The sequence below is a fragment of the Bacillus sp. BHET2 genome, assembly GCF_005938125.1.
Lineage (GTDB): Bacteria > Bacillota > Bacilli > Bacillales > Bacillaceae_B > Rossellomorea.
The window spans coordinates 1,702,722-1,717,969 of sequence record NZ_VCQN01000001.1 but is presented as its reverse complement, the minus strand read 5'-3'; the positions used below and the strand labels follow the sequence as shown (position 1 = coordinate 1,717,969).

The 15,248-nt window shown below is 41.8% G+C and carries 14 protein-coding genes; 12 read left to right on the top strand and 2 right to left on the bottom strand.

The genetic code is table 11. The features are described from left to right. Positions 1–57 precede the first annotated feature (57 nt). On the top strand, positions 58–2,256 hold the full coding sequence (locus FGG79_RS08715; RefSeq protein ID WP_138777311.1) for a YhgE/Pip domain-containing protein: 2,199 nt from the start codon (positions 58–60) through the stop codon (positions 2,254–2,256). A gap of 471 nt (positions 2,257–2,727) precedes the next feature. Further along, positions 2,728–3,480: a FixH family protein gene (locus FGG79_RS08705; RefSeq protein WP_138777310.1), complete on the top strand. Its 753-nt coding sequence runs from the start codon at positions 2,728–2,730 to the stop codon at positions 3,478–3,480. Positions 3,481–3,541: 61 nt separating this feature from the next. On the opposite strand, the gene yhfH is transcribed toward FGG79_RS08705, so the two are convergent. Beyond that, positions 3,542–3,676, bottom strand: a complete 135-nt coding sequence (gene yhfH, locus FGG79_RS08700; RefSeq protein WP_138777683.1) for a protein YhfH — start codon at positions 3,674–3,676, stop codon at positions 3,542–3,544. A 196-nt stretch (positions 3,677–3,872) separates the two neighbouring features. Here yhfH and FGG79_RS08695 point away from each other — a divergent pair, with 196 nt between their 5' ends. From FGG79_RS08695 to FGG79_RS08685, 3 genes are all read left to right on the top strand, one after another. Further along, on the top strand, positions 3,873–4,607 hold the full coding sequence (locus FGG79_RS08695) for an MBL fold metallo-hydrolase (RefSeq protein ID WP_138777681.1): 735 nt from the start codon (positions 3,873–3,875) through the stop codon (positions 4,605–4,607). Between the two features lie 11 nt (positions 4,608–4,618). Further along, on the top strand, positions 4,619–5,605 hold the full coding sequence (gene lplA / locus FGG79_RS08690) for a lipoate--protein ligase (protein ID WP_138777309.1): 987 nt from the start codon (positions 4,619–4,621) through the stop codon (positions 5,603–5,605). Between the two features lie 170 nt (positions 5,606–5,775). Continuing rightward, positions 5,776–7,332, top strand: a complete 1,557-nt coding sequence (locus tag FGG79_RS08685) for a fatty acid--CoA ligase family protein (protein ID WP_138777308.1) — start codon at positions 5,776–5,778, stop codon at positions 7,330–7,332. 43 nt (positions 7,333–7,375) lie between these two features. Here the strand turns inward: FGG79_RS08685 and FGG79_RS22020 are convergent, their stop codons facing one another. After that, positions 7,376–7,729, bottom strand: coding sequence for a hypothetical protein (locus FGG79_RS22020; RefSeq protein ID WP_205688809.1), 354 nt, complete (start codon positions 7,727–7,729; stop codon positions 7,376–7,378). Between the two features lie 118 nt (positions 7,730–7,847). Here FGG79_RS22020 and FGG79_RS08675 point away from each other — a divergent pair, with 118 nt between their 5' ends. The 7 genes from FGG79_RS08675 to FGG79_RS08640 all read left to right on the top strand — a co-directional run bounded on the left by FGG79_RS08675 (position 7,848) and on the right by FGG79_RS08640 (position 15,209). Continuing rightward, positions 7,848–8,624 carry an enoyl-CoA hydratase-related protein gene (locus tag FGG79_RS08675; RefSeq protein ID WP_138777307.1) on the top strand — a complete coding sequence of 259 codons (777 nt, stop codon included), beginning with the start codon at positions 7,848–7,850 and terminating at the stop codon, positions 8,622–8,624. 506 nt (positions 8,625–9,130) lie between these two features. Next, positions 9,131–9,874 carry an aminoglycoside 6-adenylyltransferase gene (locus FGG79_RS08665; protein WP_171050841.1) on the top strand — a complete coding sequence of 248 codons (744 nt, stop codon included), beginning with the start codon at positions 9,131–9,133 and terminating at the stop codon, positions 9,872–9,874. Positions 9,875–9,937: 63 nt separating this feature from the next. Further along, complete coding sequence (locus tag FGG79_RS08660) at positions 9,938–10,867, top strand: alcohol dehydrogenase catalytic domain-containing protein (RefSeq protein ID WP_138777305.1); 930 nt, start codon at positions 9,938–9,940, stop codon at positions 10,865–10,867. A gap of 59 nt (positions 10,868–10,926) precedes the next feature. After that, positions 10,927–11,295, top strand: coding sequence for a nuclear transport factor 2 family protein (locus tag FGG79_RS08655; protein ID WP_138777304.1), 369 nt, complete (start codon positions 10,927–10,929; stop codon positions 11,293–11,295). A gap of 106 nt (positions 11,296–11,401) precedes the next feature. Continuing rightward, complete coding sequence (dcuS, locus tag FGG79_RS08650) at positions 11,402–12,994, top strand: DcuS/MalK family sensor histidine kinase (protein WP_138777679.1); 1,593 nt, start codon at positions 11,402–11,404, stop codon at positions 12,992–12,994. Beyond that, complete coding sequence (locus tag FGG79_RS08645; RefSeq protein WP_138777303.1) at positions 12,991–13,701, top strand: response regulator; 711 nt, start codon at positions 12,991–12,993, stop codon at positions 13,699–13,701. Before dcuS ends, FGG79_RS08645 begins: the two co-directional genes overlap by 4 nt. 185 nt (positions 13,702–13,886) lie before the next feature. Continuing rightward, positions 13,887–15,209 (top strand): 2-hydroxycarboxylate transporter family protein, encoded by a 1,323-nt coding sequence (locus FGG79_RS08640; RefSeq protein ID WP_138777302.1) that lies wholly within the window; start codon positions 13,887–13,889, stop codon positions 15,207–15,209. Positions 15,210–15,248: the final 39 nt, after the last annotated feature.

The following is a 15,248-nucleotide window of genomic DNA, read 5'->3' as shown; positions in this document are numbered from 1 at the left end:
TGACCATTTGAACTTATTGGTCAATAGTTACTCATAATATATTACTAGGAGGAAAACATGAAGAATTCATTTATTGGTTCAGAATTTAAAGCGATTTTCAGAAATAAAAAACTGCTAATTCCAATACTAGCTGTTCTCTTTATACCTGTACTATACAGTGGGATGTTCCTTTGGGCATTCTGGGATCCATACGAGCAGCTAAAAGATTTGCCGGTTGCAGTTGTAAACAGCGATCAGGGTGCAGAGTTTGACGGAGAAGAATTGCATATCGGATCGGATCTGGTTGATAAGTTGAAGGATAGTGATCAATTCGATTTTCATTTCGTTGATAAAGAGGAAGGGTATAAGAACCTGGAGAAGCAGGATTATTACATGCTTGTAGAAATTCCAGAAGATTTCTCTGAAAATGGCACAACATTGTTAGAAGAGAATCCTAAGAAGCTTTCTCTGAAATATGTACCAAATGAGGGCTTTAACTTCTTATCTGCTCAAATCGGGGATACGGCCATGAAAGAGATCAAAGCAAGTCTCTCTAAATCTGTTTCCGAAACGTATGCTGAAACGATGTTTGATAAGATTCAAGAAATGGGAGACGGTTTCCAGACTGCCAGCGATAAAGCAGGCGAAATCAATAATGGAGCCCTTGATTTATCTCAAGGCGCAAAGAAGCTAAAGGACAATTTAGCCGTCCTTGCTGAGAAGAACGTCGAGATGACGGACGGTGTGGCAAAAACCCGTGCTGGTGCTGAGAAACTGGCAAAAGGTTCTCAGGAATTATCTGACGGTGTCGGGATTATGACGGATAAATCTCAACAATTGTATAAAGGAACGCAGGATGTTCAAACTGGGTTGAACTCCCTAGCTGGCGGAATCAATAAAAGCAAGGCAGGTTTGGAACAGGTTAATACAGGGCTGGATAGTGCAGTAGACAATACCGCAAAATTACAGGCCGGATCTAAATACCTTGCCGATCAGATCGGTGCATTGAAAGGCGGCGCGGATAGAGCGCAAACCGGTGCACAAGAAATTGGAGCAGGAGCAACAAAACTTGAACAGGAATTAGCTCCGTTTATGGGGAGCCTTCCTAAAGAAAAACAGGAAGAGTTAAAAGCGGCTATAGATAAGATTAAAAATGGTGCCTCAGGACTTGAAACAGGTACAGGTTCATTAAGCACCGGAATAACCGGATTACAAGGCGGAGCAAACGACTTAGCTAATAATATCGGTAAATTAAATGAAGGTCAGAAAAAACTACAAGGTGGCGTCGATCAGCTTGTAGCAGGATCAGCTCAGCTAGATGAAGGCTCAAATCAGCTTGTTGCCGGTCAAAACAAAGTAGTAGAAAACTACGGTTTATTAAATAAGAAACTTGGAGACGTATACCAAGGAACGGTAGGTCTTGCTTCAGGAGCGAATGAACTAAGCACAGGTCTCAACCGGGTATACGATGGTTCCAATCAATTAGCAGATGGATCCAAGAAACTGGCAGATGGCTCAACGGAGCTTGCAGAAGGATCTACGAAACTATCAGATGGAACTACAGAATATGAAACGAAATTAAAAGATGCAGCAAAAGAAGCAAATAGTGTCAAAGCGGATGACGATACGTACGACATGATGGCAGGACCGGTTGATGTGAAAAATGAGAAAATCAATCATGTTCCAAACTATGGAACCGGGTTTGCTCCATATTTCTTATCTCTTGGACTATTTGTCGGAGCATTATTGATCTCCATTGTGTACCCACTCCGAGAACCATCTGACCGCCCATCAAGTGGAATGAGTTGGTTCCTGGGTAAATTCACTGTTCTTACTTCAGTGGGGATCATCCAATCACTGATAGCATCAGCGATTTTACTCTTTGGATTAGGTCTTGAAGTAGAAAGTGTACCATTATTCTTACTTTCTACTATTATTACGAGTCTTACCTTCCTGGCACTGATTCAGATGCTGGTTACAATCCTTGGTGATCCTGGACGATTTGTAGCTATCATCATTTTGATTCTACAATTAACAACGAGTGCGGGTACTTTCCCACTGGAATTAATCCCGACTGCACTGCAACCAATTAGTGCACTGTTACCGATGACGTACTCGGTGGCAGCGTTCAAAGCGGTCATCTCAAGCGGGGACTTTGCCTTCATGTGGCAAAATCTCTTTATCCTGATAGGGTACTTCATTGTGTTCGTGGCATTGACTGCTGTGTTCTTTGTAGGATTATTCAAGAAACAATATACGAAAACTGTAGAAGCTTAAGGAAAAAAACAAGGCTGGGACAAAAGGGTTTTAGCCAAAGAAAAATCCGAACGATTATTCGATATTCTTTCATGAAAATCGAAAACGTTCGGATTTTTTAATGTTATTTTAAAAGCATACACAGTGTATTTAACTGGTTCTAGCTGTTGATTGGAGTGCAAGACGAAGACTCCTGCGGGAAAAGCGGAATAGGTGAGACCCCACAGGAGCGTCAGCGACGAGGAGGCTCGCCTTCCGCCCCGAGGAAAGCGAAGTCTTGCACGGAAATCAACAGCGGTGTCACAAGAAACCCTAACATGGTCTTATATCCTGATTGTTCGTCTTTCGATTATATTGATTTGGTTATGTCTCAGCCTCGTTTTTTCTTCATAAAATGGACAAACCTTTCGTAAACATGAGCGTGTATACTAATTGGGGAGAGGTACATAATGGTGATACACTGAAAATAGAATGGTAGAAGGAGTGTGTATAATGAAGAAGATTAGCATTTTTATGCTGGTAGGGTTTCTAGCATTGTTTATTGCTGCATGTGGTAATTCAAAAGAAGATAACGGAGCGAAGGACGATGAGAAATTAGAACCAATCGAAGCAAAATTAGACGTACCTGATAAAGGGGAGAAGGATCAAACTATTGCTCTTTCCACTAAGGTCACACAAGGTGATGAGAACGTCGAGGATGCTGGTGAAGTGAAATATGAAATATGGAAAAATGATCATAAAGAAGAAAGTGAAATGATCGAAGCGAAGCACGACAAAAGTGGTGTATACAAAGCTGAAAAGAAGTTTGAAGAAGAGGGAATGTATACAGTACAAGTTCATGTAACGGCCAGGGATATGCATACGATGCCTAAATCAGAAATTGCGATTGGAGAAGTAGAAGCAGGGGAACATGAGGAAGCAGGAGAGGATCATCAACATGGTGATCATGAAAGTACCATGTCCATTCACCTGATGAAGCCTGAGAGTGTTACAGCAGGTGAAGAAGCGGAAATGATGGTGCATGTTGAAAATGAAGAAGCTGCTTTGGAAGATGCCAAAGTTCGTTTTGAAATTTATCAAGACGGCCAGGAAAAACATGAGTGGGTGGATCTAACTCCAGGTGAGGTCGGCAAATATAGCGGTTCTTATACTTTCCCGGAAAAAGGTACATATAATGTACAGGTTCATGTCACCAAAGGAGAAGAAATTCACGAACACACAATGGAAACAGTAGAAGTACAATAAACATAAAAAGGATGCTCTTCATGAAGAGCATCCTTTTTATTACGCCTTGATAACCAGCTTCTTAATATTCGTAATCCGTCGTACATTTCTCGCAATAAATGCCGTAGCATTCATGCTGCTCCTCAATTGTATCTCCACATTGTGCACAAGACTTAGGCGGCAAATTTCGAAAGAACTCCATAATATTTTTTACCATGTTCATCACCCTCCGTAAATTTGGATTCACCCATCAATTGTTGTTGTTATATAACTGATGTGTTAATTTATTCTATTGTATTATAACAGTATGAACTTCGTCAACGATTAATTCTAAAATGGGCGAAAAAAATGAAAAAATAGGCCCAATGAAGTATAGTAAGGATACATACAAAGTGAAAAGAGGAGGGTCAAAATTGAAGCTGACCATCATTGGCCAATGGGGCGGTTACCCCAAGGCATTAGAAGCGAGCACAGGCTATTTACTTGAGCATGACGGCTTTAAACTGCTGATTGACTGTGGCAGCGGGGTACTATCTCATCTTCAAACTCATATAGAAGCAACCGATTTGGATGCGGTATTATTATCCCACTATCATCCGGATCACGTAGCGGATATTGGTGTACTACAACACGCTTTATTGATTCAATCGTTCCTTGGGAAAAATAAGAGAACACTTCCTGTATATGCCCATCGGGAGGATCAGCACGGTTACGACACGATTACATATAAGGAATTTATGAAAGCTCATGAATATAACGAGAACTCATCCTTATCAATCGGCCCATTCAAGGTTACGTTCGTAAAGACAAAACACCCCGTTCCTTGTTACGGGATGAGAATCGAAGCAGGTGGGAAATCACTGTTCTATACAGCCGATTCTGCTTACAGAGAAGAATTTGTTTCATTTGGGAGGGACGCTGACGTGCTTCTTAGTGAATGTAATTTTTATGGAGAAATGGATGCTTCGAATGCCGGCCATATGACAAGTTTGGATGCAGGGAACCTGGCTCAGAAAACGAATGCTGGTAAGCTTATCCTGACTCATCTGCCTCATTTCGGGAATCTTCTACAGCTCGTAACCGAAGCGAAAAGCATTTATAACGGCGAAGTACTGTTAGCGGAAAAAGATATGGAAGTATTTATTTAGGAGGAAGTACGATGTTATTTATTGATAATAAAGGAATCACAGACCCCAGGATTAATCTTGCTATAGAAGAATATGCACTGAAGAACTTAGATATTAATGAGAGTTATTTATTATTTTATATTAATGAACCTTCCATCATTATCGGAAAGAACCAAAACACGATCGAAGAGATCAATACCGACTATGTGGAGAAGCAAGGTCTTCACGTTGTCCGTCGTCTTTCCGGTGGAGGAGCGGTTTATCACGATTTAGGTAACTTGAATTTCAGCTTTATCACGAAGGATGATGGAGAGAGCTTCCACAATTTCAAAAAGTTCACCGAGCCCGTTGTGACTGCCCTCCACAAACTTGGCGTAAATGCGGAGCTGAGCGGTCGAAATGATATTATCGCAGAAGGAAGAAAGATTTCCGGGAACGCTCAATTCTCCACAAAAGGTCGCATGTTCAGTCACGGAACGCTATTATTCGATTCTGAAATGGAAAACGTCGTGTCCGCACTCAGAGTGAAAAAGGATAAAATTGAATCGAAAGGAATCAAGTCGATTCGCAGCCGTGTGGCCAATATTTCAGAATTCCTGACTGAAAAGATGCCCATTGAAGAGTTTCGTTCCACATTGTTGGACTATATTTTTGACGGAAGTGAAGTAGAAGAATACGTCCTGACAGAGGAAGACTGGAAGAACATTCATGAGTTATCAACAGAGCGCTATCAGAACTGGGATTGGAACTACGGGAAATCACCGAAATTCAATCTCCAGCATTCCCACCGCTTTCCTGTGGGCTCCATTGATGTCCGTCTCCAAGTGAACAAAGGGAAAATTGATAACTGTAAGATCTTCGGTGATTTCTTTGGAGTCGGAAATGTAGAAGAAATCGAAGAGAAACTGACAGGTACACGTTATGAACGTAAAGACATTGCAGGTGCTTTAGAGGCTGTTGATATTCAACACTATTTCGGTAATGTGACGAAGGATGAATTTGTGGATTTGGTTTATTGATTTACTCAGATATCTTTCGTATCATATGGAAAAGCCGTCCAATTTGGGCGGCTTTTTTCGTCTATAATACTTGTATTAATACTATTCTTTATATAGAATATATTTTGAATACTTTTAATAGTTTGATGAATGACCATTCATTCAGTTTTTCTAAAAGGGGAGGGATATAATTGAATATCGCTACACGTCTAGATCAAATCGCTCAAGAGAAAGCAGATAAAACAGCCTATCATTTTCTGAACACCTCCAGTACATATGGGGAATTAAATGGAGCTGTATCGAAATTTGCAAGCGGCTTAGAGCGTTTGGGTCTAAAAAAAGGGGATCACATCGCGCTGGTATTAGGGAATTCACCACATTTTGTCATCGGATTATATGGTGCACTGCGTCTGGGGTTAAAGGTCATCCCGGTCAATCCGATCTACACACCGGATGAGATTGGATACATTTTGAAAAATGGTGACGTGAAAGCCATCGTCACACTGGATTTACTTGTACCCTTAATTGAGAAGATGCAGTATCTATTATCCGATGTGGAGCATTTCATCCTGTGTGAATCTGGGGATGAACGGGCACAGGGCATCGATTTGGAAAAGCTTTCTCTCGCTTATCCCAAAATGAAATCGTTTACAAATGTTCTTGGGAAAGGCGATCATACGTTCAAGGGGGAGGTAGTGGATGAGAATGAAGTAGCCATCATCCTGTACACTTCGGGAACGACTGGGAAACCTAAAGGCGCGATGCTGACCCACAAAAATATTTATTCCAATGCAACCGATGTCGGCAGCTATTTAAGAATGAATGAAGATGATACCGTCATTACGGCCCTTCCTATGTTCCACGTTTTCTGTTTGACAGTGGTACTGAATGCACCGTTGATGACAGGGGCGACTTTGTTAATCGTACCCCGGTTCAGTCCGAAGACGATCTTTGAACTGTCGAAGAAGCATCAACCAACTGTATTCGCCGGCGTACCAACCATGTACAACTTCCTATTTCAATATCCAGAAGGGAATACGGAAGATTTATCATCACTCCGTCTCTGTATTTCAGGGGGGGCTTCCTTACCTGTCGCCCTCTTGAAAAACTTTGAAAAGAAATTCAACGTCATGATCTCAGAAGGATATGGATTATCCGAAGCGTCGCCGGTCACATGCTTCAACCCGTTGGATCGACCGAGAAAACCAGGTTCTATCGGTACATCAATCATGAATCTGGAGAATAAAGTCGTAGACGAATTGGGTGAAGAAGTAGCGGTCGGACAAGTCGGGGAACTAATTGTCAAAGGTCCGAATGTCATGAAGGGTTATTACAAAATGGAAGAAGAAACGTCGGCAACCATTCGGGACGGCTGGTTATACACCGGTGATCTTGCCCGCATGGATGAAGAAGGCTATTTCTACATCGTCGATCGGAAGAAAGAGTTGATCATCGTCGGAGGCTACAACGTCTATCCCCGTGAGGTGGAAGAAGTACTATACAATCACCCTGGAATTGTGGAAGCAGCTGTCATCGGTGTCCCACATCCGGAACTAGGTGAAGCTGTCAGCAGTTATGTTGTCAAAAGCGAACCATCCTTAACCGAACAGGAAGTACTGGAGTACTGTAAACAGCATCTTGCCAAGTACAAGCTTCCAGCATCGATTGAGTTTATTGAAGAGCTGCCGAAAAATACAACAGGAAAAATCCTGAGAAGAGCACTGAAAGAGCAAGTGCTTCAATCATAAAAAAAAGAAGATGTTCAGTGAATCACTGAGCATCTTTTTCCGTTTACTTCATCGCTTTACTTGCCTGCAAAAGTTTCGATTCACCTTTTTCCCACGTTTCCACCTGCTCGATTGCCTGCTCCGGCGTAAATCCTTGGCCGACGAGTACTCCCGATAAGATGAATTCCTGGAAGAGGTGGGTGAGGTTGATGCCTTCTTCCACTTCGGATAATGCTCGGGTCACAAGTGGTTTAATATACTCAACCCATTGATCGGGAAGGCTTTGGGGTTCGCGGTAATATTGATGCATCCAGGCAAAATCATTTCCATAGGGATTCATTTGTTGATTCTGAAAATAAGGGTTGTGAATGGAAGGGTGATACATAATGCAAACAGCTCCTTTATGGGTATATGTCACGTTTAGTCTATTCACCTAACTGAGATGTGTTCATACCAAATAAAAAATGAAAGGGTTTTCTCGAGAAATGTCGAATCATACATAAAGAGAAGATACTTAAACAAAGGGGAGAACAATCATGGAATCCATATTACTAGAACAAAAAGGAAACGTCGCAACCGTTACCATTAACCGACCGCAGGCAATGAATGCCTTTAATTACGATACACTGAACGAACTGCAGCAAGTTGTCGAAGCACTCCGCATCAACCCGGACGTCCGGGTCGTCATCTTCACAGGAAGCGGTGAAAAAGCCTTCTCAGTGGGAGCTGATCTTAAAGAACGGAAAACCCTGACTGAACAGCAAGTCATCCGAAACGTCTACAAAATAGGCGAGGTCTTCCAATCTGTCGCCACCCTTCCACAACCGACCATTGCCGCCATGAATGGCTATGCATTTGGAGGGGGAATGGAACTTGCCCTCGCATGCGACTTCCGAATCGCCGTTGAAGGAACCACCATGGGGCTAACCGAAACAAGCCTTGCCATCATCCCGGGGGCAGGAGGAACCCAGCGCCTACCAAGATTAGTCGGAGAATCAAAGGCTCTTGAGCTTATTCTGACGGCTAAGCGATTAACTTCAGAACAAGCTATGGAAATCGGACTCGTTACAAGAGTAGTAGAAAAAGAAAGTTTCCTTGGCGAGGTTCATGGGTTTGTGGAACCGATGTTAGCAAATGGCCCGATTGCTCTTCAACAGGCTAAATTTGCCGTGAAGAATGGCATGAACGTAGACCTGCAGACAGGATTGCAGATTGAAAGAAAAGCATATGAGATGACGATTCCTACTGAGGACCGGGTTGAGGCATTACTGGCGTTTAGTCAGAAGAGGAAGCCTGAGTTTAAGGGGAAGTGATATAGAATAGCAAGAGGCTGGGACAAAAGTCTTCGAGATAAGGGGAAATCCGAGCGATATTCGAGATTCTTTGATGAAACGCGAATTCGTTCGGATTTTTTATTTTGAAAGCACGATCGATGTATGGAGCTAATTCCAGCTGTTGATTGGAGTGCAAGACGAAGACTCCTGCGGGAAAAGCGGAATAGGTGAGACCCCGCAGGAGCGTCAGCGACGAGGAGGCTCGCCTTCCGCCCCGAGGAAAGCGAAGTCTTGCACGGAAATCAACAGCGGTGTCACAAGAAGCCCTCACAGGGTCTTATATCCTGATTGTTCGTTTTTCGATTATATTGATTTGGTTATGTCCCAGCCTCCATTTTTTTCTTTAAAATCATTACTGGACAGGCTTATTAATAATGCAAATTAATATTGAGTTATTTACATTAATTTGGAATAATTGTGGTTAGGAGAAAACTGTCCTACTATCATATTGAGGTGATCATATGTATACGCGAGAAGAGAGAGCATTGACATTTAAAAAGGCAATCGAATCAATAAAGACATCAGAACTGATTGAGGGAATCGTTCAGTTAGGTTCCGGAGTGATAGGATATAAGGATGAGTTTTCAGACATAGACCTCATGATATCAACTTCAAATGAAGAAAATGTAGAAAAAACAAAGGAGTTTGTCCATGAGTGTTTCTCTTCATTCCATTCAGTATATATAAAGGATTTACAACTCAGGGAAAATATCTATCTAGTAATAGCATTCATGGAGAATGGATTGGAGTTCAATGCATCAATTCTTCCAACGGAGCAATTATCTGTAAAGTCTCCGCTATGGAAGGTAGTAGTTGATAAGTCAGGGAAAGTTCATGAGAAGATGAAACATGAACATGAGCGTTTTACTACCAACCTAAACAAATATAATGATAGCAATGATTTATCCTTCGAGTTTTTTTATAGCATGAGAAAATTACATACTGAATTGAAGCGCAACAATGTAATTTATGCCCTGAAGATGCTTGAGGAAATGAGGGGAATTACATTACTTGTTCAAGCAATGAATGAAAATAAAAAGCTTCACCAATTTAAGGCGTATGAAACCTTGAGTCCTGAGTTCATCCAAGAATTCCTTAGTACTTACCCAGGTGAAATGAATATAGAAGAGTTATTTGCCGCATCTGACCGGCTGAGAGAACTCTTTTTGAACGTAATAGAAGAGAGTGCAAGAGTTTCATTGGATGAAACTCTGTTCCGAATAATATAAGGCAGGAAAATGATAATCAATAAGGTAATTAGAGAAGATCTCTAAAGATGAAAGGATACCAAAATGAAACAGCATTCACTTGTATTAACGGCAAAAAAGAAATTGGAGTGGACAACTCATACGCTCCCCGCCCTTAAAAAAGATGAAGTCTTGATCAAAACCATTGCAGGTGCGATCAGCATCGGGGCGGAGCTTCCTCAATACGATGAACGTGACGTCACAGAACGCTCCCCTTCCTATCCGAAAGAAACCGGTTATGAAAGTTATGGGGAAGTTATCGGTGTTGGCGATGAGGTGGAGCAATTCACGATTGGTGACAGGGTCGTTGCCTTTTATGGGCATAAGGATTATGGGATTGTGAATGAGAATAAAGCGATTTTTGTTCCGAATGATATTCATCATGCAGACGCGTTGCTCGTGATTTTGTCCTGTGATTCAGCAAAAGGAGTATTAAAATTGAATCCGAAAGAAGACGATAGAGTACTTGTTACGGGTGCTGGAACGATGGGACTCTTGACCATTTATTTCTTGAAAGAGTATATGAATGTGAAGTACATTGAAGTGAGTGAACCCAATACCTTTAGAGGCGGATTGGCCATGGATCTAGGTGCGGAAACAGTCTATAAACATGTGGGTGAATGTCCAATCGACATCTATGATTATGGATTCGAATGTTCAGGTTTTAATGGTGCATTCAATACACTTCAAGAGTCACTCAAATATGAGGGTGAAATCTGTATTTTATCCGACGGGAATAAGGAATCGTTTCAATTACAGCCTGGATTTTTTCGTAAAGAACTTAAAGTCATAGGTTCCAGCGATGGCTGGGATTATGATAGGCATTCTAAATGGTATTTTGATCAAATCAAAGGGAAGGATTCAGGGTTAAAGCGATTATTTGAGGAAGTGATAACTTCTCAAGATCTCGTGGAATGTTTTGATGATTTGAGCAAAGGCAGGTTACATCCTGTAAAGGTTTTGGTAGAGTATTGAACCGGTAACTAAAATCAGCAAAGTAGAAAATAACTTTTCCATTGTCTGGAGATGAAAGCATGAGAAATCATCAATCGCTAAAAGAACATATTCAAATTCTTGAAGAAACCCTTCTCGATCCTGAAATTCGTACTGACCCTATCCATTTAGACAAGCTATTAGCAGAAGAGTTTTTCGAATTTGGAAGTTCGGGGAATGTATGGGTGAGGGGAGATTGCCTGGGAGAAGGCGGTCTCAGCGACAGAGAATTTCATCTCTATGATTTTAAGATCGAGCATTTAGCCGAAGATATTGTTCTCGCTACCTATCGCCTGAAGGATTCTACAAGACAACAGAACACTTTGCGCAGTTCCATATGGAAAGAAGTCAATGGAAGTTGGCAAATATTTTTCCATCAGGGTACCATCACCACATTAGAAAAAAATTAATCAGCAGAGGTTCCAATAAGGATCCTCCTTTTTTTATGCCTTTTTAATTAACAAATTTCATGTAAAATAAACATACCAAACCTGTACTGGAGTGGATCCTGTGAAAATGAAGCAGTTTAATCTAAGTACCATCATCATTCTCTTCGTCTGTGTCGTTGTACTCATTTCTCTTGTCATGACCGATATACTCATTTCAAGGACCATTAATGATAACATCGAGGCAAACATTGAAGAAAAAGCGAAGATAGTGTCTAGAACTGTGGCACATTCCACCATTGTGAAGAGTGGATTGGAGAATGAGAAGAATGAAGCCGACATTCAAGAATATGCAATGGAAATCCAGGAATCAGCTGAGGTTCTGTTTGTGGTGGTCATGGATATGGATGGGATACGCAAATCTCATCCTGCTCTCGACCGGATTGGCAAGCATTTTGTTGGTGGGGATGAGAAGGACGTCCTGGATGGGAAAGAAAGCTTATCCATTTCCGAAGGGACACTGGGGAAATCGGTCCGGGCTTTTTCTCCGGTTTATAACGAACAAAGTCAGCAGATCGGAGCGGTGTCTGTAGGGATTTCCCTAAATAGTGTGGAGGAAGCGCTAGATCAAAGTCATTCCAACATTTTATTAGGGTCGGCTATTGGACTATTTGTAGGAATCATTGGAGCAATCATTATAGCCAGATACATAAAAAAGATATTATTTGGGCTTGAGCCGATTGCGATTGCGAAAATTTTGGAAGAGCGGAACACAATGCTGCAGTCGGTTCATGAAGGGGTGGTTGCTGTGAACAAGGACACGACCATCTCGTTGGTGAATAAGTCTGCCTTGAAGATTTTCAATAAAGCAGGGCTCTCCGCAGATCCAATCGGGATGGCAATTAAAGAATACATGCCCCACACCAGGCTCGAACGGGTAATCAAAACGGGGAAACCGGAGCTTGATGAGGAACAGGTAATCAATGGGATCTCGATACTTGTTAACCGGGTTCCGCTGATTGTTAATGATGAAGTGGTGGGAGCGATCTCCACGTTCCGTGATAAGACGGAAGTGAATCAATTGGCAGAGCAGTTAACAGGTGTGAAATCCTATGCAGAAGCGCTCCGTGCACAATCACATGAATTTATGAATAAGTTGCATGTGATTTTGGGATTAGTGAAGATGAAGGATTACAGTCATTTAGATCGGTATGTGAAAGAGATTGTTTCCTTCCGTCTCGATGAAGTGAGCATGGTGACGTCAAAATTGAAAGACCCTGCCCTGGCTGGTTTTATTATGGGGAAATTAAGTTATGCGAGGGAGATGAACGTTACAGTGACCATTGAATGTAACGACTATATCCCGGAACCAAGAGATCCTTCTATTACACATGAACTGATAACCGTCATCGGAAACTTGTTGGATAATAGTATTGAAGCTACAACAGATCGTGCTGAGAAGGAAGTGTTGGTGGAGTTTTCCTACCAGGACGATCACTTGATAATTGTCGTGACTGATACAGGGAAGGGAATGGAAGAAGATATGATGGGAGACATTTTCATGAAAGGATACTCCTCCAAGGGTGAAGGAAGAGGCTACGGTCTCTTCTTGGTAAAGGAGAGTCTGGAAAAACTGAACGGGACCATGCATGTTGAATCAAAGGAAGGATCGGGGACGACTATGATCGTTCAGGCTTTCTATAAGGCGGTGGAAAATGAGTGATTAATGTATTGATTGTAGAAGACGACCCAATGGTTGCACAGTTAAATCAGATGTATCTGGAAGAAATCATAGGGTTTCATTTAATCGGAATTTCTAATTCCTTTGAAGATGCAGTCGGAAAACTAACTGAATATAAAATCGACCTCATTCTTTTGGACGTGTATATGCCGGGGAGGAGGACAGGATTAGACCTTCTGACACTTATACGTAAGGAGCAGAGGAAGATCGACGTCATCCTCATCACGGCTGCATCAGAAGTCGAAAATATCCAACATGCCCTCCGGATGGGAGTTGTGGACTATTTAATTAAACCATTTGAATTTGAACGATTTAAGAAAGCACTGATTTCTTATCGAAAGAGTAACAAAATGTTGCAAAAGCAAACGACCATCGATCAAAGGGAGTTGGATATACTTTTACAGAAAAATGGGCAAAAAAACGAAGAGAAAGTCCCTCTCCCAAAGGGCTTGACGATCAGTACGCTATCGTCCATTTTCGACGAGATTGAAAGTTTTGGAGAAGAATCGTTTTCGACGGATGATATTTCCGGAGTAACATCCATATCCCGAGTATCGATCAGAAAATACCTTAGGTTTCTGAAAGACATCGGAGTGGTGGAGGAAACCTTGAACTATGGAATCGGAAGGCCAGTCTATCAGTATACATTGAATAAACGGAATAGCCCACGACTTCAACGTTATTTATAAGCAGCTAAGCAGGCTGCTTTTTTTAATTTCAATAATCAAACAATAGTTTCATAATCTATGAAACAATAAAGCGCTTTCATAAAATAGGTTTATGTTGTAAACGATTATGTAGGGAGCCGATAAGAATAATTTCTTGAAACAAAGCACAACACAACAATTAAGTTTCATAAAAAGGGGATGGGAGAATGGGACAAGCAGCACCAACACTTTCGTATAAAAATGAGAAAGCAAAAGAAAATCTTAGCACCACTAAAGATAAGTCGCTTCAAATTTTTAATGTACCGATCCTTTGGTTCTTAGTCTTTGGGGGAGTTACCCTTGTAAGCATGTATACGGGAAATCTTCCAGGTGGAATGATAGGAAGTCTCCTTGTGATGATGGTTCTCGGGGAAGCATTTGGATGGATAGGGGATCGTACCCCCATCGTGAAAACATTCCTGGGCGGGGGAGCGATCATTGCAATTTTCGGATCCGCTTATATGGTGTATGCAGGTTTATTGCCAGAAACGACGGTTACGTCCATGACAGACTTTATGAAGTCAGGAGGTTTTTTGAACTTTTACATTGCCGCTTTAATTACGGGAAGTATTCTTGGAATGAATTCGAAGGTGTTGGTCAAAGTCGGGCTACGTTACTTCCTGCCGATTTTAGGAGCAGTGGCTGGAGCAGTGATTGTGGCAGGGATTTTCGGTTCCCTGGTCGGTTTTACGCTGCGGGAAGCCATTCTTGTGATCACTATGCCGATTATGGGTGGCGGAATGGGAGCAGGAGCTGTTCCGATGAGTCAAATTTATTCTGAAATGATGGGGAATGACCCAAGCTATTATATTTCTATGCTGGTACCGGCTTTGGCACTTGGGAATGTGTTTGCAATCATTTTAGCATCGGTACTGGATATTATCGGAAAGAAAGTACCTTCCCTCAGTGGGAATGGGCAGTTGATGAAAGGATTCACCTATGAAAAAACGAAACAAACGTATAACATTGAAAAGATGGGAGTGGGGTTACTTGCTGCACTGACGTTCTTTACAGTGGGGACATTACTGGGTTCTGTCCTTCCCTTGCATCCATATGCGATTATGATCATACTCGTGGCTGCAGCGAAAATTACAAATATCATCCCTCAAAATGTAGTGGAAGGAGCAAGTCAGTGGTATCAGTTTGTAGCGAGTAACTGGACATTCGCTTTACTATTTGGAATCGGTGTCGCTTATACTGATTTAAACACAGTTCTTGAAGCATTAACCCTGCAATACATCCTGACTGTTTTCGGAGTGGTGTTAGGTGCGATCATCGGTGCTGCGATTCTGGGGAAGGTCGTTGGTTTTTATCCGATTGAAGCAGCCATTACAGCTGGTTTATGTATGGCGAATATGGGAGGAACAGGAGATGTTGCTGTGCTGTCAGCATCGAAACGTATGGAGCTTATGCCATTCGCTCAAATTTCTTCCCGACTTGGTGGAGCGTTGATCCTGCTGTTAGCCGGATTGATAATCCCGTTGTTATAAATATGGTACACTGAGGCTTGGCTCTCATAGTCAAGCCTA